General features: G+C 68.6%; 20 protein-coding genes and 1 pseudogene. 11 read left to right on the top strand and 10 right to left on the bottom strand.

Going from position 1 to position 20,994, the window contains the following annotated elements:
• Positions 1-128 (top strand): annotated as a pseudogene (locus FK531_RS06650) (IS481 family transposase); the annotation flags it as partial.
• On the opposite strand, the gene FK531_RS06645 reads toward FK531_RS06650, so the two are convergent.
• The 5 genes from FK531_RS06645 to FK531_RS06625 form a co-directional block, all read right to left on the bottom strand.
• Positions 125-1,279: an oxidoreductase gene (locus FK531_RS06645; RefSeq protein ID WP_290367602.1), complete on the bottom strand. Its 1,155-nt coding sequence runs from the start codon at positions 1,277-1,279 to the stop codon at positions 125-127. The pseudogene FK531_RS06650 and the gene FK531_RS06645 sit on opposite strands and share 4 nt — an antisense overlap.
• Positions 1,276-1,791 (bottom strand): nuclear transport factor 2 family protein, encoded by a 516-nt coding sequence (locus FK531_RS06640; RefSeq protein WP_142096564.1) that lies wholly within the window; start codon positions 1,789-1,791, stop codon positions 1,276-1,278. The genes FK531_RS06645 and FK531_RS06640 overlap by 4 nt, the downstream gene beginning before the upstream one ends.
• Before the next feature lie 253 nt (positions 1,792-2,044).
• The gene (locus FK531_RS06635) at positions 2,045-2,470 is read right to left on the bottom strand and encodes an HIT family protein (protein WP_142096561.1); all 426 of its coding nucleotides are present in this window, start codon (positions 2,468-2,470) and stop codon (positions 2,045-2,047) included.
• A gap of 8 nt (positions 2,471-2,478) precedes the next feature.
• A complete protein-coding gene (locus FK531_RS06630; protein WP_142096558.1) occupies positions 2,479-3,126 on the bottom strand; it encodes a dihydrofolate reductase family protein in 648 nt (215 codons plus the stop codon).
• A gap of 44 nt (positions 3,127-3,170) precedes the next feature.
• A complete protein-coding gene (locus FK531_RS06625; protein ID WP_142096555.1) occupies positions 3,171-4,007 on the bottom strand; it encodes an alpha/beta fold hydrolase in 837 nt (278 codons plus the stop codon).
• A gap of 196 nt (positions 4,008-4,203) precedes the next feature.
• Here FK531_RS06625 and FK531_RS06620 point away from each other — a divergent pair, with 196 nt between their 5' ends.
• From FK531_RS06620 to purB, 8 genes are all read left to right on the top strand, one after another.
• Entirely contained in the window at positions 4,204-5,448 is a 1,245-nt protein-coding gene (locus FK531_RS06620) for a bifunctional glycosyltransferase family 2/GtrA family protein (RefSeq protein WP_142096552.1), read from the top strand.
• 71 nt (positions 5,449-5,519) lie between these two features.
• Positions 5,520-7,661 carry a glycosyltransferase family 39 protein gene (locus tag FK531_RS06615; RefSeq protein ID WP_142096744.1) on the top strand — a complete coding sequence of 714 codons (2,142 nt, stop codon included), beginning with the start codon at positions 5,520-5,522 and terminating at the stop codon, positions 7,659-7,661.
• A 10-nt stretch (positions 7,662-7,671) separates the two neighbouring features.
• Positions 7,672-8,925, top strand: a complete 1,254-nt coding sequence (gene purD / locus FK531_RS06610; RefSeq protein ID WP_142096550.1) for a phosphoribosylamine--glycine ligase — start codon at positions 7,672-7,674, stop codon at positions 8,923-8,925.
• Positions 8,926-9,276: 351 nt separating this feature from the next.
• Positions 9,277-10,827: a GMC family oxidoreductase N-terminal domain-containing protein gene (locus tag FK531_RS06605; protein WP_494338126.1), complete on the top strand. Its 1,551-nt coding sequence runs from the start codon at positions 9,277-9,279 to the stop codon at positions 10,825-10,827.
• Positions 10,828-11,064: 237 nt separating this feature from the next.
• On the top strand, positions 11,065-12,723 hold the full coding sequence (locus tag FK531_RS06600) for a GMC oxidoreductase (protein WP_494338125.1): 1,659 nt from the start codon (positions 11,065-11,067) through the stop codon (positions 12,721-12,723).
• Between the two features lie 95 nt (positions 12,724-12,818).
• Positions 12,819-13,982, top strand: a complete 1,164-nt coding sequence (locus tag FK531_RS06595) for a pyridoxal phosphate-dependent aminotransferase (protein WP_142096544.1) — start codon at positions 12,819-12,821, stop codon at positions 13,980-13,982.
• Between the two features lie 54 nt (positions 13,983-14,036).
• Positions 14,037-14,648, top strand: coding sequence for a TetR/AcrR family transcriptional regulator (locus tag FK531_RS06590; RefSeq protein ID WP_142096541.1), 612 nt, complete (start codon positions 14,037-14,039; stop codon positions 14,646-14,648).
• Between the two features lie 42 nt (positions 14,649-14,690).
• Positions 14,691-16,112 (top strand): adenylosuccinate lyase, encoded by a 1,422-nt coding sequence (gene purB, locus FK531_RS06585; protein WP_142096538.1) that lies wholly within the window; start codon positions 14,691-14,693, stop codon positions 16,110-16,112.
• A gap of 104 nt (positions 16,113-16,216) precedes the next feature.
• Here the strand turns inward: purB and FK531_RS06580 are convergent, their stop codons facing one another.
• The 4 genes from FK531_RS06580 to FK531_RS06565 form a co-directional block, all read right to left on the bottom strand.
• Positions 16,217-16,657 carry an SRPBCC family protein gene (locus FK531_RS06580; protein WP_142096535.1) on the bottom strand — a complete coding sequence of 147 codons (441 nt, stop codon included), beginning with the start codon at positions 16,655-16,657 and terminating at the stop codon, positions 16,217-16,219.
• Positions 16,658-16,746: 89 nt separating this feature from the next.
• Entirely contained in the window at positions 16,747-17,085 is a 339-nt protein-coding gene (locus FK531_RS06575; protein WP_142096532.1) for an ArsR/SmtB family transcription factor, read from the bottom strand.
• Positions 17,082-17,546: an SRPBCC family protein gene (locus tag FK531_RS06570; RefSeq protein ID WP_142096530.1), complete on the bottom strand. Its 465-nt coding sequence runs from the start codon at positions 17,544-17,546 to the stop codon at positions 17,082-17,084. The genes FK531_RS06575 and FK531_RS06570 overlap by 4 nt, the downstream gene beginning before the upstream one ends.
• 149 nt (positions 17,547-17,695) lie before the next feature.
• Positions 17,696-18,127 (bottom strand): MarR family winged helix-turn-helix transcriptional regulator, encoded by a 432-nt coding sequence (locus FK531_RS06565; protein WP_142096528.1) that lies wholly within the window; start codon positions 18,125-18,127, stop codon positions 17,696-17,698.
• Positions 18,128-18,214: 87 nt separating this feature from the next.
• Here FK531_RS06565 and FK531_RS06560 point away from each other — a divergent pair, with 87 nt between their 5' ends.
• Together FK531_RS06560 and FK531_RS06555 are read left to right on the top strand one after the other, a co-directional pair.
• Positions 18,215-20,068, top strand: a complete 1,854-nt coding sequence (locus FK531_RS06560; RefSeq protein ID WP_142096525.1) for an ABC transporter ATP-binding protein — start codon at positions 18,215-18,217, stop codon at positions 20,066-20,068.
• 20 nt (positions 20,069-20,088) lie between these two features.
• Positions 20,089-20,532, top strand: coding sequence for an HIT family protein (locus tag FK531_RS06555; protein ID WP_142096522.1), 444 nt, complete (start codon positions 20,089-20,091; stop codon positions 20,530-20,532).
• Between the two features lie 162 nt (positions 20,533-20,694).
• Here the strand turns inward: FK531_RS06555 and FK531_RS06550 are convergent, their stop codons facing one another.
• Positions 20,695-20,988 (bottom strand): Rdx family protein, encoded by a 294-nt coding sequence (locus tag FK531_RS06550; protein ID WP_142096519.1) that lies wholly within the window; start codon positions 20,986-20,988, stop codon positions 20,695-20,697.
• Between the last annotated feature and the right edge of the window lie 6 nt (positions 20,989-20,994).

Here is a 20,994-nt window from a genome sequence, read left to right as displayed (position 1 = left end):
CAGAACAAGCCCGACGGAGCGCGTTGTCGGGATGGCTACACACCTACAATCACCACCGGCAACACTCCGCCATCGGTAGGAACGTTCCCTTCAGCCGATTGACCAACGTCCCTGGGCAGTACACCTAGGTCAGGACCGTCTCGTGGATGCGGCGGTCGAACTCGGGCAGGGGGCGGCGCTCGCGCAGCGTCTCCGCGATGCGCGGGTCGGCCAGGTGCAGGCGACCGATGGCTGCCAGGTCGAATTCGCCTGTGGCGAGCCGCTGCTCGAGGTCGGCGATGTTGTCCACCGACTCGACCGTAGGGCCGGCGAGCCGGCCGTCGCGCAGTGACTTGCCGAGTCCGACGCAGCCCACGCCCATCGCGATCGCGCCGGTGGTCTTCTTGGCCCAGCCGGCGAGCGAGAGGTCGCTGCCGTCGAATGCGGGGGCGTCGAAGCGGCGCGAGCTGGCGTCGAGCACGTCCACACCGGCGTCGACGAGTGCACCGAGGACGATGCCCAGTTCCTCCGGCGTCTCCGCGGTTCGCGCAGAAAAGTCCTGCTGCTTGTGCTGGGAGAACCGGTAGATGATCGGCAGGTCGTCGCCGATCGCCTCACGGATCGCCCGGACCACCGCGGCGGGGAAGGCGGTGCGCCGCAGCATGTCTCCGCCCCACGCGTCGTCGCGCAGGTTGGTCGAGGCCCAGAGGAACGAGTCGAGCAGGTAGCCGTGGCCGCCGTGGATCGCGATCGCGTCGAAGCCGATCTCGGCGGACGTGCGGGCCGCGTCGGCGTAGGCGGCGATCACGTCGGCGATGTCGGACTCGGTCATCGCCGCGGTCGGGACGACGGCGCGCTCGACGTACTCCTGCGGGTACGAGGTGACGCCGGGCTCTCCCCACACCCCGGACGGCCGCATCGGCGTCACGTCCTCGACGGTGCGCATTGCACCGAACAGCGGCCCGACGTGCCAGAGCTGCGGTGCGATCTTTCCACCGGCCTCGTGTACCTGGCCCACGACGCGGCGCCACGCCTCCCGGGCGGCCGGGTCGTGCAGGTTCGGCACGTCGGGGTGATCGATCGCGCTGGGGTGGTCGATCCCGACGCCCTCGGTGACGATCAGTCCGGTGCCGCCCTCGGCCCGGCGCCGGTAGTACTGCGCGACGTCCTCGGTCGGGACCCCGCCGGGGGAGAAGGTGCGGGTCATCGGCGACATGACGATGCGGTTGGGCAGTTCGAGGCCGCGGATGCGAAGCGGACGCAGAAGCGGGGATTCGGTGGTGGTCACGGTGGTGCTCACAACTCCTTCAGGAAGGACCAGAAGCCGGGCGTCGCGTCGACGCGCAGGCGGGTCAGCTTGCGGTAACTGATCAACCACTGCCCGTCCACTTTGCGGTAGTGCTCGTGGTAGTGGCCGTAGCCGTGGAGGTGGTGCTCGGTGTCGCCGTCGGACCACCAGAGCTTGTCCTCCATCGACCAGATACCGGTCGCGGTGGTCGGCGAGGTCAGGGTGATCTCCGGGCAGTGCCCGTGGTGGACGGTCGTGACCGGGACCGGGCCGTCGAGGAGTCGGCTGATCGCGCGGGTGAGGGCGACTCCGCCGACGACCCGGTTCGACTCGCCGTCGGTGCTGGGCTGCTTGTCGTCCGGGAGCCCGCCCCAGGTCTCGCTGACGATGTCGTCGGTGTGGAACGAGGCGTACTGGTCCCACTGCTTGGTGTCCATGCACCGGAGTCGCCCCGCGAAGACGCGCTCGATCGCGTGGACGTCGTCGGCTCGGCAGGCGGCGGGATCTGGGCCCGTTGGGGTCACGGTTCCTCCTGGTCGTCGGGTGCGTACGCGGTCCGCAGACGGCGGAGGGTCGAGAGGTCTCGACCGTCACCTAACAACCAAGCGTTTGTTTGGCTCGAGTGGGAGCCAAGTCCCGGTAAGCGGGACATCGACGGACACGGACCCCCGCGAACTGATCAGTGCGTGGGGGCCTGCGTTGCGTCGAGTGAACGGAACATCCGGTCGACCAGATCGCGTGAACGTTCCGTTCACTCGGGTCGAGGGTAGGGGTGCGTCAGGCGGGGACGTTGGCGCCGTGGCCGAGTTCGCGCAGCGTGGCCTTGACGGTGGCCTGCGCCGCGTCGAGGGATTCGGGCGACGGGTTCGGGTCGGCGCCGGAGATGTTGAAGTCGCCGAGGCTGAACGCCGGGAAGACGTGCAGGTGCAGGTGCGGCACCTCCAGTCCGGCGATCAGCAGTCCGGCCCGCGGGGCGTCGAAGCCCTTGCGGACCGCCTGCCCGATGATCTGCGCGACCCGCGTGCACTTGGCGAGCACCTCGCCGTCGAGGTCCTGCCACTGGTCGATCTCGGTGCGCGGGACCACCAGGGTGTGCCCCTGGGTGATCGGGTTGATGGTCAAGAAGGCGACGACGTCCTCGTCCTCCCAGACGAACCGGCCCGGCAGGTCGCCGGCGATGATCATGCTGAACACGGATGCCATGCGCCCGATTATGCCGGGTGACCCGATTCGGCGACGCCCGATGTGTGGTCTGCCCGCTGCAGGTGCACTTTGGCGTCGTCGTAGCCGACGGAGCCGGCGGCCTCGACGGAGGTGTAGACCAGGTGCAACACCCCGGTGGTGAACGTCTGGGCGGAGATGAGGCGCAGTGGGATCGGCGCGCCCTCGTCGAACAGTCGCTTGCCGCTGCGCAGTGCGATGGGGTGCACGAGCAGATGCAGTTCGTCGATGAGCCCGGCTTCCAGAAGTTGCCGGACGACCGACGGGGAGCCACTCATGGCGACACTCGTCGCGCCCGGTTGCTGCTTGAGTTCGGTGACGGCTTCCACCAGATCACCCTGCAGCTGTTCGGAGTTGCGCCAGGTGAATTCGAGCTCCTGACGGGATACGACGATCTTGCGGGCATCGCCGAGGGCCTTGGCCATGTCGGCATCCTCGCCGCCCGCAGCCTCCCGCTCCGGCCAGGCCCCGGCGAAGCTGTCGTAGGTCTCGCGGCCGAGTAGCAGGGTGTCGGCCGACGCGAGCTGTGCGCCGACGGCCGCGCCCATCTCGTCGTTGAAGTAGGGGAAGTGCCAGTCCTGAGGCTCTCCAACGATGCCGTCGAGCGAAATGAACAGGCCTGCGGTGATTTCGGGCATCGGAGTTCTCCTGAGGGTGTGGTGGGGTGTGGGTGGACGGTGGATCAGCTGATGCACTCGGTTGTACCGGTGAGGAAGTCTCCGGCCGGCGGGGTGAGGAGCGCGATGTTCGGGTTGTGGCTCAGCTTGGCCGGTTCCACGTGCTGAGCGTTGGGCAGTGCCGCGGTGATCGCGCGAGCGGCGGTGCGCAGCAGATCGCCGCTCTTGCCGCCGGAGATGACCAGGGTCGGCACGGTGATGCCGGACCAGTCCGCCGCGCGCAGCGGTTCGCCGCCCATGTAATCGGCCATGACGGCCCAATCATGTGCTGTCGCAGGGGCTGTCGCCTTCAGGCTCTTCCAGAACGGCGTGAACGGCATGACGGCGACGAAGGAGCGGGGCATACCCATGGCGTGGGTCATGTAGAACTTCACGACCTCGCCGCGGCGGTCCTCGGCAATCAGCTTATGTAGCGTCACATGGAGATTCGCAGGGGGAACGAAGTTCTCGTGATTCACGACGAACGGTGGCTCGAAGGCGATCACCTTTGTGATACCGGGTACCCGGCCCGAGGCGGCTGCGAGCAGGGCGAGTCCCGCGCCGGAGGACCAGCCGAACAATGCGGCGGACCCACCGGTGGCCTCGACCAGTGCGGCGATATCGTCGATTTCGTTCTCGACGTCGTACACGCCCGGCGAATCGCTGCTGTCGCCCCGGCCACGACGGTCGTAGTTGATGACGGTGAGACGGTATTCATCGGCCAGTTTCTGGGCCAGCTCCACCATCTTCGGGAAGTTGCGGTAGCTGAATGCGCCGCCGACGAGAATTACGGTTCCGGCATCGCCACCGACACGGCGATCGAAGGCGAGCGTGATACCGGCTGGGGTGGTGATGGATTCCATGATCTGGGACCTTTCGTCGAACTCTGTCGTCACCGTGCGGTGAGTTCAGCAAGGTAGACGGCGATCGGGCCTGGCACTCATCGCGGTCGCTGTGTGAGGTAGATCACATTGCTTGGGTGGTGGAGACGCCCGCGCCCACAGGAAGTTGCCAGCCGCACTCCAGGGAGGGTGCAGGTTCGGGCGACAGTGTGATGGCATGACGAACTCGCTAGTCGGCGGCGACGCGGTGCGCCCCGATACCGCTGCGCCCCGCGACACCGCGACCGTGACCCTGGACGTGGTGATCCCGGTCTACAACGAGGAGCGCGACCTCGAGCGCTGCGTGCGCAGGCTGCGCGAGCACCTCGACGGATCCGTCCCCTATCCGAGCCGGATCACCGTGGCGGACAACGCCAGCACCGACGCCACCCTCGCGGTGGCGAACAGGCTGGCGGAGGAGTTCGAGTCGGTCCGAGTGGTGCACCTCGACGAGAAGGGCCGTGGGCGCGCCCTGCATACCGTGTGGAGCGCGTCGGACGCACAGGTCGTGGCGTACATGGACGTGGACCTGTCCACCGACCTCAACGCGTTGCTGCCGTTGGTGGCCCCGCTCGTGTCCGGACACTCCGACGTCGCGATCGGCTCCCGGCTCACGCGCTCTTCGCGGGTCGTGCGCGGACCCAAGCGGGAGGTCATCTCCCGCTGCTACAACCTGATCCTGCGTGGCGCGCTGCGTGCGAAATTCTCCGACGCCCAGTGCGGTTTCAAGGCGATGCGCACGGACGTCGCCCGACAGCTGCTGCCGCTCGTCGAGGACACCGGCTGGTTCTTCGACACCGAACTGTTGGTGCTCGCCGAGCGGGTCGGGCTGCGGATCCACGAGGTGCCGGTGGACTGGGTCGACGACCCCGACAGCACGGTGGACATCGTCTCCACCGCTGTCGCGGATCTCAAGGGAGTGGTCCGGGTGGGACGCGCGCTTGCCACCGGCTCGCTGCCGGTCGCCGCGCTGCGGACCAGCCTCGGACGGGAACCGCTGGTGCCTGGGGTGCCGCACGGCATGGTCGGCCAACTGGTCCGGTTCGCGGTGATCGGTGTGACGTCCACGATCGCCTACGCGCTGCTGTACCTGCTGCTGCACTCCGTCTTCGGTGCGCAGGCAGCCAACTTCGTCGCGCTGCTCGTGACCGCGATCTTCAACACCGCCGCGAACCGGGCCTTCACGTTCGGCGTCCGCGGCCCGGAGGGTGCCGCCAAGCACCAGCTGCAGGGTCTGGCGGTGTTCGCGATCGGCCTGCTGCTGACGAGTGGGTCGCTGTTCGTGCTGCACCGGACGCTGCCCGACGCCTCCAAGCACCTCGAGCTGGCGGTGCTGGTGATCGCCAACCTCGTTGCCACGCTGACCCGTTTCATTGCCCTGCGATGGGTGTTCCGCAATCACGACAAGGGAGTTGACCTGTGACCACGGCCGAGATCGATACCGACGCGGCGAATCCCGGTCCCGCCGCACCGGTCGCCCCGACCGAATCGGAGATGCCGACGCGCCGGAACTGGGAGCCGTGGGCGGTCGCCGTCCTGCTGATCGGCACCGCGGTCGCCTACCTGTGGGGCCTCGGCGCCTCAGGCTGGGCGAACTCCTTCTATTCCGCTGCGGTGCAGGCGGGTTCGGTGTCGTGGAAGGCGTTCTTCTTCGGGTCCTCCGACGCCGCGAACTCGATCACGGTGGACAAGCCGCCCGCCTCGCTGTGGCTGATGTCGCTGTCGGTGCGGGCCTTCGGACTCAGCTCCTGGGCGATCCTGGTGCCTCAGGCCCTGATGGGTGTGGCGTCGGTCGCGCTGCTGTGGGCGACGGTCCGACGGTACTTCGGCGCGGTCGCCGGACTGCTCGGCGGTGCTGTACTCGCGTTGACGCCGGTGGCAGTGCTGATGTTCCGCTTCAACAACCCCGACGCGCTGCTGGTACTGCTGACCCTCGCCGCGGCGTGGGCGCTGCTGCGCGGCATCGAGGACGGACGCACCCGCTGGCTGGTGCTGACCGGCGTCTTCGTCGGGCTCGGCTTCCTGACCAAGCAGCTACAGGTGATGCTGGTGGTACCGCCGCTCGCGCTGACGTACCTGCTGTTCGGACCGCCGAAGCTCGGCAAGCGGATCGCGCAGCTGTTCGCGGCGCTGGCCGCGATGGTCGTCGCCGCGGGCTGGTGGCTGCTGGCGGTCGAGCTGTGGCCGGCGAGCTCGCGGCCGTGGATCGGTGGCTCGCAGGAGAACTCGATCCTGGAACTGACCCTCGGCTACAACGGGCTCGGCCGGCTCAACGGCAACGAGCGCGGCAGCGTCGGGGGTGGCGGGCGCTCGTTCGGTGCCATGGCCGAGGCGACCGCGGGCGGGGCCACCCCGGGTGCCGCCATGCCGGGAGGCATGCCGCCCGGGGGTCCCGGCGGTGGCGGAGGCATGTGGGGGAGCACCGGCATCACCCGCATGTTCGACTCCGCGCAGGGCGGCCAGATCGCCTGGCTGATTCCCGCGGCCCTGATCCTCGGCGTCCTCGGAATCGTGCTGCGCGGCAGGGTTGCTCGAATCGACTCGAAGCGCGCGACGCTCGTGCTCTTCGGCAGCTGGCTGCTCACCACCGGCCTTGTCTTCAGCTTCATGGCCGGCATCTTCCACGCCTACTACACGGTGGCGCTGGCCCCGATGATCGGTGCGCTGGTCGGCGCCGGTGCGGTATCGGGGTGGCGGCGCCGCGAGAATCCCTGGGTGCGGGGCGTCCTCGCGGTGACCATGCTCGTGACGGCCGGCTGGTCGTGGCAACTGCTCGGCCGCAGTGACTCGTTCGTGCCGTGGCTGCGGTGGGTGGTCCTGGTGGTCGGGGTGGTCACCGGACTCGCCCTGTTGGTGCCGCGGCTGACCGGCTGGCTGGCGGCGGTGGTGGCCCTGGCGGCGGTCGTCGCGGGACTGGCGGGACCGACCGCCTACGCGGTGGACACCGTGGCGACCCCGCACCAGGGCTCGATCGTCTCGGCCGGGCCGAACACCGGCGGCGGCATGTTCGGTGGCCGCGGCGGCCCGGGTGGCCGCTGGGACTTCGCGGGCATGCGTCCGGGTGTGCCCGGGGGCCAGATGCCCGGCGGAACGGCCGGCAGGCTACCTGGCGGCACGCGTTCGGACGGGGCGGGCGCGACGGCAGGCGTCCCCGGCCAGCCATCGGACGGCATGAGTATGGGCATGGGCATGGGCATGGGCATGGGCGCGGCCGAGACACCGGGTGGCTTCGGCGGCGGCGCCGGCGGACTGCTCAACGGGAGCACCCCGAGCCCCGAGTTGACCGCGCTGCTCGCCTCCGGCGCGGACCGCTACACGTGGGTGGCGGCGGCCATCGGGTCCAACAGCGCATCGGGCTACCAGCTGGCCACCGAGAAGCCGGTGATGCCGATCGGCGGCTTCAACGGCAGCGACCCCTCGCCGACCCTGGAACAGTTCCAGCAGTACGTCGACGCAGGCAAGATCCACTACTTCATCGCCGGCGGCGGTATGGGCGGCGGTATGGGCGGCGGCATGGGTGGGTCGGGCACGGGCTCGTCGATCTCGACCTGGGTGACCGAGAACTTCACCTCCAGCACTGTCGGCGGGGTCACGTTGTACGACCTGACCTCGCCTCGGGTGCAGGCCGGAACGTAGTCTGAGGCCCGTGCGCGTACTCGTTATCGGCTCTGGTGCCCGTGAACATGCCCTGCTCCTCGCCCTCGGTCGCGACCCGAGCGTGACGGCGCTGATCTGCGCGCCCGGCAATGCCGGGACCGCGAAGATCGCAGACCGGCACCCCGTCGACGTCGCGTCGGGCGACGCGGTGGTGGCGCTCGCGAAGGAGGTCGCCGCCGACCTGGTGGTGATCGGGCCCGAGGTGCCGCTCGTGGTCGGCGTCGCCGATGCCGTGCGCGAGGCAGGGATCGCGTGCTTCGGACCGTCCGCCGCGGCGGCCCGGATCGAGGGGTCGAAGGCGTTCGCGAAGGACGTGATGGCCGCGGCGGGCGTGCGCACCGCGCACAGCGAGGTCGTCGACAACCCGGCCAAGCTCGACGAGGCCCTCGACCGCTTCGGGCCGAACTGGGTGGTCAAGGACGACGGCCTCGCCGCAGGCAAGGGCGTGGTGGTCACCACGGACCGCGACGCCGCCCGCGAGCATGCCGCGGAGCTGCTCGAGACCGGGCACCCGGTGCTGCTCGAGTCCTTCCTCGACGGACCCGAGGTCTCGCTGTTCTGTCTCGTCGACGGCGAAACCGTGGTCCCGCTGCTGCCCGCCCAGGACCACAAGCGGGTGGGCGACGGCGACACCGGGCCGAACACCGGCGGCATGGGTGCCTACACCCCGCTGCCGTGGTTGCCCGACGAGGCCGTGACCCGGATCGTCGAGGACGTCGTCGAGCCGGTCGCGGCGGAACTGGTCAAGCGTGGCAGTGGCTTCTCCGGTCTGCTGTACGCCGGCCTCGCGATGGGCGCCCAGGGTCCGGCCGTCGTCGAGTTCAACTGCCGCTTCGGCGATCCCGAGACTCAGGCGGTGCTCGCACTGCTCGAGTCGCCGTTGGGCGAACTGCTCTACGCCACCGCGACCGGCACCCTTTCCGACGTGGCGCCACTGCGCTGGGCCGACGGCGCCGCGGTGACGGTCGTGCTGGCCGCCGAGAACTACCCGAGCACTCCGCGCACGGGCGACAAGATCACCGGCGCCGACGCGGACGGGGTGCTGCACGCCGGCACCGCGCTGAGCGAGGACGGGACGGTCCTCTCGTCCGGCGGGCGGGTGCTCAGCGTCGTCGGCACCGGAGCCGACCTGACCTCCGCGCGGGCGGACGCCTACGCGAAGCTCGACGCGATCCGACTGCCCGGCGGGCACTTTCGCACCGACATCGGCCTCGCCGCCGTCGAGGGACGCATCAGCATCTGATCACAGGCATTTCGTATCGTGAAAACGGTGCCCCTCGAGTCGGCTTCCTGCCGGGCGAGGGGCACCGTTTTGTGTCGGATGCCCGATTTCGGGAGACGACGGTACCGGGTAAAGCGCTTGGGCACAACGATTTTGCCTGAAGATGTGTCATTTGTTTGACAGACATTAACTACCCGTCGGTAAGGGGACGAAACGCACTGTCACGGCTGTATAACGAGTTCGACTTTTCCGCCGTGAAACAGAGAGGTTCCGTTGAGCGAATACCGAATGTCACGAGGATCCGCCGTTCCGTCGAGTTCCCAGCTCTCCCGCCGAAGGTTCATTGCGGCCACGGGAATCGCGGCAGGCGCCGTGGCTCTGTCCTCCTCCTGGGTCAGCGCGGCCGCCGCGCCGCGCCGCGCACTCAACACCGGGGATCGGGTGCCGGCCCTGATCATCGGCAGTGGCTACGGTGGCTCCGTCACCGCGCTGCGTCTGGCGCAGGCGGGCATCGACTCCCACATCGTCGAGATGGGCCGGGACTGGACCACTCCCGGTTCGGACGGCAAGATCTTCACCGCCACGGCCAGTCCTGACAAGCGGGGCTACTGGCTGAGGAACCGGACGAAGCAGCCCGTCTCGAACTTCCTGGGCGCCTCGATCGACAAGGACATCGACAAGTACGCCGGCATCCTCGACGCCGAGAACATGGGCGCCATCAACGTCTACCAGGGCCGCGGCGTCGGCGGTGGGTCCCTGGTCAACGGTGGCATGGCGGTCACCCCTAAGCGGTCGTGGTTCGAGCAGATCCTGCCCTCGGTCGATGCCAACGAGATGTACAACACCTTCTACCCGCGAGCCAACGCCACCCTCGGCGTCACCAACATCGACCAGGCGTGGTTCGAGTCCACCGACTACTACAAGTTCTCCCGGGTCGGGCGCAAGGTCGCCGAGCGGTCCGGCTTCAAGACGACGTTCGTGCCCAACGTCTACGACTTCGACTACATGAAGCAGGAAGAGGCCGGCGCGGTCCCGAAGTCGGCGCTCGACGGGGAGGTCATCTTCGGCAACCATCATGGCAAGAAGTCACTGCCCAAGACCTACCTCGCGCAGGCCACGGCCACCGGCAAGGTCACGATCAGCCCACTGCACCGAGTGACGAAGGTTGCACCCGCGCCGGGCTCCGGCTACGGCGTCGAGATCGAACAGATCGACGAGCAGGGCAACATCGTCGCCACCAAGACCGTCATCGCGGACAAGGTGTTCTTCGCCGCGGGCAGCGTCGGCACCAGCAAGCTGCTGGTCTCGATGAAGGCGCAGGGCCACCTGCCGAACCTGGCCGGTGCGGTCGGGCAGGAGTGGGGCACCAACGGCAACGTGATGGTCGCACGCGCGAACCATGCGTGGGATGCCACCGGCAGCAAGCAGTCGTCGATCCCGACGATGGGCATCGACGCCTGGGACACCAACGGGGTGTTCGCGGAGATCGCACCGTTCCCGGCAGGTGCCGAACTGTGGATCAGCCTGTACCTGGCGATCACCAAGAACCCCGAACGTGCTCAGTTCCAGTTCAATTCGAGCACCGGGCAGGTCGGGCTGTCCTGGACCCAGGCGCAGGCCCAGAAGTCGATCGACCTGGCCAAGGTGGTGTTCGACAAGATCAACAAGAAGGAGGTCACGGTCTACCGCTCCGACATGTTCGGCAGCAACAAGGTCTGGAACGACGGCCTGACCTACCACCCGCTCGGCGGCGCGGTACTGAACAAGGCCACCGACAACTACGGCCGCCTCAACGGGTACCCGGGCATGTACGTGATGGACGGCTCGTTGGTGCCCGGCAACGTCGGCGTCAACCCGTTCGTCACCATCACCGCACTGGCCGAACGCAACATCGCGAACATCGTCGCCAACGATCTCCACTAGCCGCACCTGAGGCGTGTGAACCGCACGGGGCAATCGTCGCATTTGCGGCGATTGCCCCGTCCTCGTTCGCGTGAAGGGATGCACACTACCGCGGAATTGCCTGTGTCTCAGCCCTTTCGCGGCATCAGGTCCACGCTGAAAGCTGCCGGGTAACTACTCGCCGGTTCTCAAACTTTCGCTCCGGTGTGCCGGTATAACAAGTTCTACTTTGTTGACCAGTGAACTAGAGAGGTTCCGTTGAGCGAGTACCGAGGATCACGAGGATTTGCGCCACTGACGAACGCCCGGCTCTCCCGCCGGAGGTTCCTCGCGGCGTCGGGCATGGCGGTGGGCGCCGCGGCGCTGTCCTCCTCCTGGCTGGCCGCGGCGGCCTCGCCGAGGCGCGCCCTGGCCACGGGAGACCGGGTGCCCGTCCTGATCATCGGCAGCGGCTACGGCGGTGCCGTCGCGGCGCTGCGGCTGACGCAGGCCGGCATCACGACCAACATCGTCGAGATGGGCCAGAATTGGACCACCCCGGGTTCGGACGGGAAGATCTTCTGTCCGATCCTCAAGCCCGACCAGCGCTCGACCTGGTTGCGCGACAAGACCGATCTGCCGCTCTCGAACATCATGGGCATCCCGATCAACCAGAACATCACCAAGGGTGCAGGTGTCCTCGACGCTGAACACTTCGCCGGGATCCGGGTGTACCAGGGCCGTGGCGTCGGCGGTGGCTCGCTGGTCAACGGTGGCATGGCCGTGACGCCCAAACGCGGCTACTTCGAGGAGATCCTGCCCTCGGTCGACTCGAACGAGATGTACAACACCTTCTTCCCGAAGGCGAACGCGGCGCTCGGGGTCAACAACATCGATCCGGCCTGGTTCAGCTCCACCAAGTACTACCAGTTCGCGCGCACCGCCAAGAAGACGGCGGAAGCCTCGGGCTTCGCGACGACGTTCGTGCCCAACGTCTACGACTTCAACTACATGAAGCAGGAGGACGCCGGCACGGTCACCCAGTCGGCGCTCGCCGGCGAGGTCATCTACGGCAACAATGCGGGCAAGAAGTCGCTCGACAAGACCTACCTCGCGCAGGCGGCCGCCACCGGCAAGCTCACCATCACGACGATGCACCAGGTCACCAAGGTGGCGCCCGCATCGTCCGGCGGTGGATACACGGTCGAGATGAACCAGATCGACGGGCAGGGCAACGTCGTCGGGACCAAGTCCGTCACCGCGGACAAGGTGATCTTCGCCGCGGGCAGCGTCGGCACCAGCAAGCTGCTGGTCTCGATGAAGGGGCAGGGAATCCTGCCGAACCTGCCCGGCGAGGTCGGCCAGGGTTGGGGCAACAACGGCAACGTGATGGTCGGCCGGGCAAACCAGGCCTGGGACGCGACCGGAGCCAAGCAGTCGTCGATTCCGGTGCTGGGCATCGACAACTGGGCCGATCCCACCGCTCCGGTCTTCGCCGAGATCGCACCGATGCCCGCCGGCATCGAGACGTTCGTCAGCCTGTACCTGGCGATCACCAAGAACCCCGAGCGGGCCAACTTCCTGTTCAACTCCAGCACCGGCAATGTCGACCTGTCCTGGAAGACCTCGCAGAACCAGCCCGCGATCGACATGGCCAAGGCGGTCTTCGACAAGATCAACAAGAAGCAGGGGACCATCTACCGCACCGACCTGTTCGGGACGGTCAAGACGTGGGGTGACGACTTCGTCTACCACCCGCTCGGAGGCTGTGTCCTGAACAAGGCGACCGACAACTACGGCCGCCTGAACGGGTACCCGGGCCTGTACGTGATGGACGGGTCGCTGGTGCCGGGCAACACCGGCGTCAATCCGTTCGTCACCATCACCGCACTGGCGGAGCGGAACATGGCGAACATCGTCGCGAACGACCTGCACTAGGCACACCCACGCGTCGAACGGGAATTCACGGCTGCGGGTTCGGCCCGACACGAGCCGTGAATTCCCGTTCGACGGATCGCGGTAGCGTCGTGAGGGTGCGAGCAGAGTCCCAGAGATCCCAGGTACCGCCGTTCCACGTGATGGACGTGTGGGCGGCGGCGGCCGAGCGCGCGCGAACTCACGGCGACGTGCTGACCCTCGCCGCCGGGCAGCCGTCCACGCCCGCGCCCGCGCCGGTGCTGCGGGCCACCCACGAGGCCGTCGACGCCCACCTGCTCGGCTACACCGAGAGCCTCGGCATCCTGCCGCTGCGCGAGACGATCGCCCGCTACCACTCGACGCGGTCCGGAATCGCGGTCGACCCGGAGGACGTCGTCGTGACCACCGGTTCGTCCGGCGCGTTCACACTCGTGTTCCTCGCCGCCTTCGACGTCGGGGACACGGTGGTCGTGGCACGGCCCGGCTATCCGGCGTACCGCAATACCCTCACCGCGCTCGGCTGCCGGGTGGTCGAACTCGACTGCGGTCCCGAGACCCGCTACCAGCCGACGGTGGCGATGCTCGAGGCGCTCGACACCCCGCCCGCCGGGCTGATCGTGGCCAGCCCGGCGAACCCGACCGGCACGGTGATCGACCGCGACGAGCTGGCCGCGTTGGCGCGCTGGTGTGCGGACCACGACACCCTGCTGATTTCCGACGAGATCTACCACGGCATCGAATTCGGTGACGCCGCAACGGCATGTGCCTGGGAGACCTCCACCGAGGCGGTCGTGGTCGGCTCGGTGTCGAAGTACTTCTCGATGACCGGCTGGCGACTTGGCTGGATGCTGGTGCCGACCGGACTGCGGCGCGCGCTGCAGCGGCTGGCGTCGAACATGACGGTGTGCCCGCCGGCGATCTCGCAGTACGCGGCGCTCGCGGCGTTCACCGACGAGTCCCTCGCCGAGCTCGACGGGCACGTGCGCCGGTACGCGGTGAACCGGGAGGTGCTGCTGTCGGGACTGCCACGGCTGGGGATCATCGAGCTCGCGCCCGCCGACGGCGCGTTCTACGTGTACGCGGACATCGGCCACTTCACCGGCGACTCGACTGCGTGGTGCGCGGAACTGCTCCGCGAGACCGGGGTCGCGGTGGCACCGGGCATCGACTTCGACACCGTGCACGGCGATCGGACGATGCGGCTCTCGTTCGCGGGCGCGACCGCCGACATCGAGGAGGCGTTGGCGCGGATGGCGCGCAGCGGGATGCTCGGTAGTTAACCTCACTTCACCAAATCGACGCGGAGAGCCGCTGCCCGCTGGCAGGATGGGGCGGTGACAGAAGCGGCGACTCCGAAGGGTGAGAGGCGCCGCTTCGCGCTCGTCCAGGCCGCCGCGGACCTGCTGACCGAGGGCGGATTCGACGCGGTCCGTCACCGAGCCGTGGCGGCACGGGCGAATCTGCCGCTGGCGTCGACCACCTACTACTTCGAGTCCCTCGACGACCTGAACGCCGCCGCCGTGGAACTCTGCGGGATGCGCGAGCTCGACATGATGGAGGCCCGGATAGCCGAAGTGTCCCAACGTAACCGGGGTGTCGAGGCGACCGTCGAGCTGATCGTCGACATGCTGGTCGGGGTATTCGAGGGTGGCGCGTGCGGGCGCGAGCAACTGGTCAACCGCTACGAGCGTTTCGTCGCGTTCGCGCGGCATCCGGAGCTGCGCGAGGTGCAGTTGCGGCTGCGGGCCCAGCTCGACGACCTGCTCGTCGCGGTGCTGCGGCGGTCCGGTCGCGAGGTGCGCCAGGACCAGTTGCGCCGGCTCGTGTGCGTCGTCGACGGGGCCGTGGTGGGCGCGCTGAGTGAGTCCGACCCCGATCCGAAGGCACTCGCGCGGGACATGCTGCTCCAGGTGATCGACATCGTGGCGCCGCCCGTCTCGGCGTAGCCGTCGATCACACACCGCGGGGAAGCCGTAAACTGGGCGCCCGTGAGCCGCATCCCCAACGTCCTTGCCAATCGATACGCCAGCCCCGAGCTGACGGCGCTGTGGTCGCCCGAGCACAAGATCGTGCTCGAGCGGCAGTTGTGGCTGGCGGTGCTGCGGGCGCAGGCCGCGCTCGGCATCGACGTCCCGGAAGAGGCGCTCGCCGATTACGAGCGGGTGATCGAGAACGTCGACCTGGAGTCGATCGCCGCCCGCGAGCGGGTCACCCGGCACGACGTCAAGGCCCGCATCGAGGAGTTCAACGCCCTCGCCGGCCACGAGCACGTGCACAAGGGCATGACCAGCCGCGACCTCACCGAGAACGTCGAGCAGCTGCAGGTCTTCCGGTCGCTCGAGCATGTCCACGCGCACGGCGTCGCCGTCGCCGCGCGACTGGCCGAGCGGGCCGCCGAGTACTCGTCGCTGGTGATGGCCGGTCGCAGCCACAACGTCGCCGCGCAGGCCACCACCCTCGGCAAGCGGTTCGCGTCCGCGGCCGACGAGCTGCTGGTCGCGTTGACCCGGCTGCGGGAGCTGATCGACCGCTACCCGCTGCGCGGGATCAAGGGCCCGATGGGCACCGCGCAGGACATGCTCGACCTGCTCGACGGCGACACCGAGAAGCTCGAGTTCCTCGAGGCGAAGGTCGCCGAGCACCTCGGCTTCGCGCACGTGCTGACCAGCGTCGGCCAGGTGTACCCGCGTTCGCTCGACCACGACGTGCTCTCCGCGCTGGTGCAGGTCGGCGCCGGGCCGTCGTCGTTCGCGCACACCATCCGGCTGATGGCCGGCCACGAGCTGGTCACCGAGGGCTTCCAGCCCGGCCAGGTCGGTAGTTCCGCGATGCCGCACAAGATGAACACCCGCTCCTGCGAGCGCGTCAACGGACTGCAGGTCGTGCTGCGCGGCTACGCCTCGATGGCCGCCGAGCTGGCCGGCGCCCAGTGGAACGAGGGCGACGTGTTCTGCTCGGTGGTGCGCCGTGTCGCGCTGCCCGACGCGTTCTTCGCGATCGACGGCCAGATCGAGACCTTCCTGACCGTGCTCGACGAGTTCGGTGCGTACCCGGCGGTGATCGAGAAGGAGCTCACCCGCTACCTGCCGTTCCTCGCGACCACCCGCATGCTGATGGCCGCCGTGCGTGCGGGCACCGGACGCGAGACCGCGCACGAGGTCATCAAGGAACATGCGGTCGCCGTGGCACTGGCGATGCGTGAGGACGGCCGCGAGCCGGACCTGCTCGACCGCCTCGCTGCCGACGAGCGGTTCCCGCTCGACCGGGCCGGCCTCGACGCCGCGCTGGCCGACAAGTCCGCGTTCATCGGTGCGGCCGAGGCGCAGGTCGACGCGGTGGTGCGCCGGGTGGCGCTGTTGGTCGAGCAGTACCCCGAGGCGGCGAAGTACTCGCCGTCGCCGATTCTGTAGCGCGGCGTCGACCGGATTCGAGGAGGTCGCCGACGAGGACCGGGTCCACGCTGGTGCGTGGACCCGGTCCTCGTCGTTGCGGGCGGGGCCGCTCGAATCGGCGGCTAATGCCAGTTGCTGATCCTGACGTCGTGCGGAGCGGGCTCGCCCTTGCCGGTTTCGACCAGGTGCTTCAGGCTCATGAGGAACGTCGCCCACTTGGTGCTGCAGTGGTACATGAACTCCACCGGCTCCCGCCAGCCCTCGTGCCGGAACAGCACGATCGTGTAGCCGTCCTCCTGTTTCAGGTCGAACCGAATCTGCGTGCCGAGCCACTCCTCGGGGCCGTCGATGACCTCCCAGAGCACGCGCTCGGTGGGTTGAGCCTCCAGTACCTTCATGTCGAACCCGCCGGGCTCGAAGCGGAACCGGACGACTCCTCCGACGTCGCCGTCCCCGTCCGTGTCTTCGGTCCACCAGCTCGCCAGACCGTCGACCGTGGTCAGGGCCGCGTAGACGGCCTCGGGAGTCGATGTGACCCCGATCCTGTGCAGGATGTCCACCATCTCGATACCTCTTTTCCAGTGCGGGCGTCCGCATTCGGGCGCGTTTCGTCGGCGCCGCCACGGACGTGGCGACGTTCGTTTGTGGCGGGTCAGCTCTCCTGGCTGCGCTGGATCGCCTCGGCGATCCGTTTGATGCGATGCAGGCGGGCGTCCCAGGCGGCCCCGACGGACGACAGCTGCGCGACCGCACGGGCGAGCTGGGCTTGGTCGACGTGGTAGAGGCGCTCGCGCCCGGACGGGGTGACGTGGACCAGACCGACTCGGTCGAGCACTCCGAGATGCTTGGCGACCGCCTGCCGCGTGACCGGCAGTTGCTCGCTCAGTGAGGTCGCGGTCCCGCTGCCGCCGCTCAGCAAGAGGTCGAGCATCCGTCGCCGGATGGGGTCCCCGACCGCAGACCAGAGGTCGTCGTCGACGGCGGCACTCACGGCGTCGACACCAGTCGGGCGACGTACGTGACCAGGCGGGGAAGGAAGTGGTCCCAGCCGGTGACGTGCTCGCGGTACGCCTCCTCGAGAACTGCTGCCTCCCAGCCCCTCTCGCGGAACCCCGTCTCGGTGAACCGCAGCAGGGTGCCGGCGCCCGAGGGGACGAGGTCGAAGGTCACCAGGAGTGAGTTGGTCGACGTGACGGTCGCGCCCTCGTCGTAGACCCAGCGGAAAGCGAACCGCCGGGGTGGGTCGGCTTCCGTCACCGTGAGTGAGACGACCTTCGCGTCCGGCATGGTCCTGTCGCCGAACGAGATGACCCCGGTGGCGCCGGGCACCGGCTCGAGCTCTGCCTCGTCCGGCCACCACTCCCGCAGATGTTCGGGCTTGCTGATGACCTCGTAGACCACCTCGGGCGTAGCTTCGACGTGGATCTCCCGCTCGATGCTGCCGTACTCCATTTCGCTCTCCCGTCATCTAGCAACCTTTGGTTGCATATGACGGTAGGGCATTCGCTCGGGATGTGCAACCAAAGGTTGCTAGTTGCGCTCGTCGGCGGCGGGGCCGATCGTCCGCGTCGCGGCTCGTTGTCGCATCCGGGGAAGGTCTGTCAGGACTCGTCGGCGAGGAGCTGGTCGAGGATGCGGCGCAACTCGCCGCGATCGTGGGCGTCGAGCGGGGCGAAGAAGTCGGCGGCCTGCGCATCCCGGACCGAGGACATCTCGGCGATCAGCGCTCGGCCCTCGTCGGTGAGCTGCACACACACCGCCCGCCGATCCACTCCGTCCGAGACCCGCAGCACCAGGTCGCGCTTCTGCAGCCGGTCGACGACCTCGGTCGCCGACCGGGGTGCGATGCGCAGCGCCTTCGCGACGTCGCCGAGTCGCGGACGTCCCCCCGCCTCGCGGTCGATCACGCGCAGCGCCCGGAACTCGTGCGGGGACAGCTCCCATGGTTCCAATGCGGCGAACCACCCCCGGCGCAAGGTGCGGGACGCCGACATCACGAGGTCGCGGAGCTGTTCTGACGATGCCTCGGTCATGGTGACGGAGCTTACCTCACTTGACAGTTGCCTCATGTTGAGGGAACCTCAATAAGTCTTACCCCAACATTCGAGAGGGGTGGTTGTATGACGAGCCCCCACTTCGGCGGTCCCGGTCCGGGACGCGGCCCGCGTGGCGCGAAGGTCGATCCCGCGGACCGCGCCCAACTCGCAGACCAACCCGTCAGCCTGCGCCGGATCGGCGCACTGTTCCGGCCCTACCGCGGGCAGATCACGGTGGTCGTGGCGCTGATCGTCGCGTCCTCGCTGATCTCCCTCGCCAACCCGTTCCTGGTCCGCGAGGTGATCGACCGCGCCATTCCCGACAAGGACGTCCCGCTGCTGGTGTGGACGGTCCTCGGCATGCTCGCCGTGACCGTGTCCGTGTCCGTCATCGGCGTGCTGCAGACGTGGATCTCCACGACCGTCGGCCAGCGCATCATGCACGGCCTGCGAACCGACGTCTTCTCCCATCTGCAACGCCAGTCGCTGGGCTTCTTCACCCGCACCCGCGGCGGCGAGATCCAGTCCCGGCTGACCAACGACATCGGCGGCATGCAGACCGTCGTCACCTCGACCGCGACCTCGATCGCGTCCAACCTCACCACCGTGGTCGGCACCGCGGTCGCGATGGCGGTGCTGAGTTGGCGACTGTCGCTGCTCTCGCTGATCGTGCTCCCGCCGGCCATCTGGTTGACCCGCAAGGTCGCCCGGATGCGACGGGCCATCACCGCCCAGCGCCAGCGCACTCTCGCCGACATGCAGACCCAGATCGAGGAGTCGCTCTCCATCAGCGGCATCCAGCTCGGCAAGACGCTCGGCGCGGGCCCGGCCATGTCGCAACGCTTTTCGGACTCCTCGCTGGTACTCACCGACCTCGAGGTCCGCTCCGAGCTGTCCGGCCGTTGGCGGATGGCCACGATGAACATTGTGTTCGCCGCCATTCCCGCCCTGCTGTACCTGGCCGCCGGACTGCCCGCGACCTCCGGTGGCATGACGATCGGCACCCTGGTCGCGTTCACCGGCCTGCAGGGCGCGCTCTTCCGGCCGCTCATGCAACTGCTGGACGTCGGTGTGTCCGTGACGAGTTCGCTGGCGCTGTTCAGCCGGATCTTCGAGTACCTGGATCTGAAGGTGGAGATCGACGACCCGGAGCACCCGGTCCCTATGCCGCGCGCGACGGTCGCGGGGACGGTCCGTTTCGACGACGTCGCCTTCCGCTACGAGAATGCGGACCGCGACGCGTTGACGGGGGTCGACGTCGCGGTCCCGGCCGGGTCCTCGCTGGCGCTGGTCGGCGAAACCGGTTCGGGCAAGACCACACTCGCCTCGCTCGTCGCGCGGCTGCACGACCCCACCTCGGGTCGGGTCAGCATCGACGGCGTCGACCTGCGCGACATCACGCTCGCCGAGCTGTCGGAGCTCGTCGGTGTGGTCTCGCAGGAGACCTACCTGCTGCACGCGACGATCCGGGAGAACCTGCGGCACGCCCGGCCCGAGGCCACCGACGCGCAGATCGAGGACGCGGCCCGTGCCGCCCAGGTGCACGAGTTGATCGCATCCCTGCCCGACGGCTACGACACGATGGTCGGCGCGCGCGGACACCGGTTCTCGGGCGGCGAGAAGCAGCGCATCGCGATCGCGCGAACCCTGCTGCGGGACCCGCGGATCCTGATCCTGGACGAGGCCACCAGCGCGCTGGACAACGAGACCGAGCGCGCGGTCCAGGACGCTCTCGACACGGTCAGTCGCGGCCGCACCACCATCACCATCGCGCACCGACTCTCCACGATCGAGGGCGCCGACCAGATCGTCGTGCTCGACCACGGACGGGTGGCCGAGCGCGGTACCCACGACGAGCTGGTCGCCCTCGGCGGTCGGTACGCGGCGTTGCTGGCCCGGTCCGGCCGGGGCGCCGGGGAACTGGTCCTGGCACGCTGAGAGTCTCGTAGGCTGCCCGGATGAACTGCGTCTTCTGCGCGATCGTCGCGCGCACCGCCGAGGCCAGCATCGTCCACGAGGACGAGCACACCCTGGCATTCATGGACATCCGGCCGTTCACGCCGGGACACCTGCTGGTGGTGCCGAAGCGGCACGCGTCGGGGCTGGCGCAGTTGGACCCCGAGGACGGTCGACGGGTGTTCGCGGTCGGCCAGCGACTGGCGGCCGCGCTGCGGGACAACGGAACCGACCTCACCGGACTGCCCACCGACGGACCGTGCGCGGACGGGGTGAACCTCTTCCTCGCCGACGGCGCCGTCGCCGGCCAGGAGGTGTTCCACGTGCACCTGCACGTCATCCCTCGTACGGCCGGCGACGGGTTCGGTCTCCGCGGCCGCCCGACGATGCCGCGCCGACCCGACCTGGACTACTTGGCAGGCGCGATCCGGCGCCGACTCGGTTAGCCAGGGCTCGGTCGGCCCGCTCGCCGAATCCCCGGGCGGGTGGCACAGCTGTGTAGCGCGGCCGACGCGCGACGTGGTCGGCCGCTTCACGGGGTGCAGTTTCGCCCCGCTTGGCTTCGACCAACACTGGTCGCTGATCGAGTGGCCGTCAAGACCGGGAGCTCAGTCGGTGCGCTCGCGATCTGCGTGCCCGAGGTCCCGGCCCGGCGCGACCGCATCACGCACCAGCTTCTTGAGCGTCACGATGTCGGGAAAACCGCTGTCGCGCTTGCGGTCCCAAACCACGATGTCGCCGGCGGTGACCTGGAAGATTCCACCGGTACCGGGAATCAGTGCCACCTCGCCCAGTTCGGTGCCGAACGTGTTCAGCAATTCCTGCGCCATCCATCCGGCTCGGAGCAGCCAGTTGCATTGTGTGCAGTAGGTGACGGTGACACGGGGTGCGACGGTGGTCATCGTTCC

Source organism: Rhodococcus spelaei, assembly GCF_006704125.1.
Classification (GTDB): domain Bacteria; phylum Actinomycetota; class Actinomycetes; order Mycobacteriales; family Mycobacteriaceae; genus Rhodococcus_G; species Rhodococcus_G spelaei.
The sequence above is the reverse complement of the archived record's forward strand: the minus strand, read 5'-3'. Positions and strand labels throughout refer to the sequence as shown.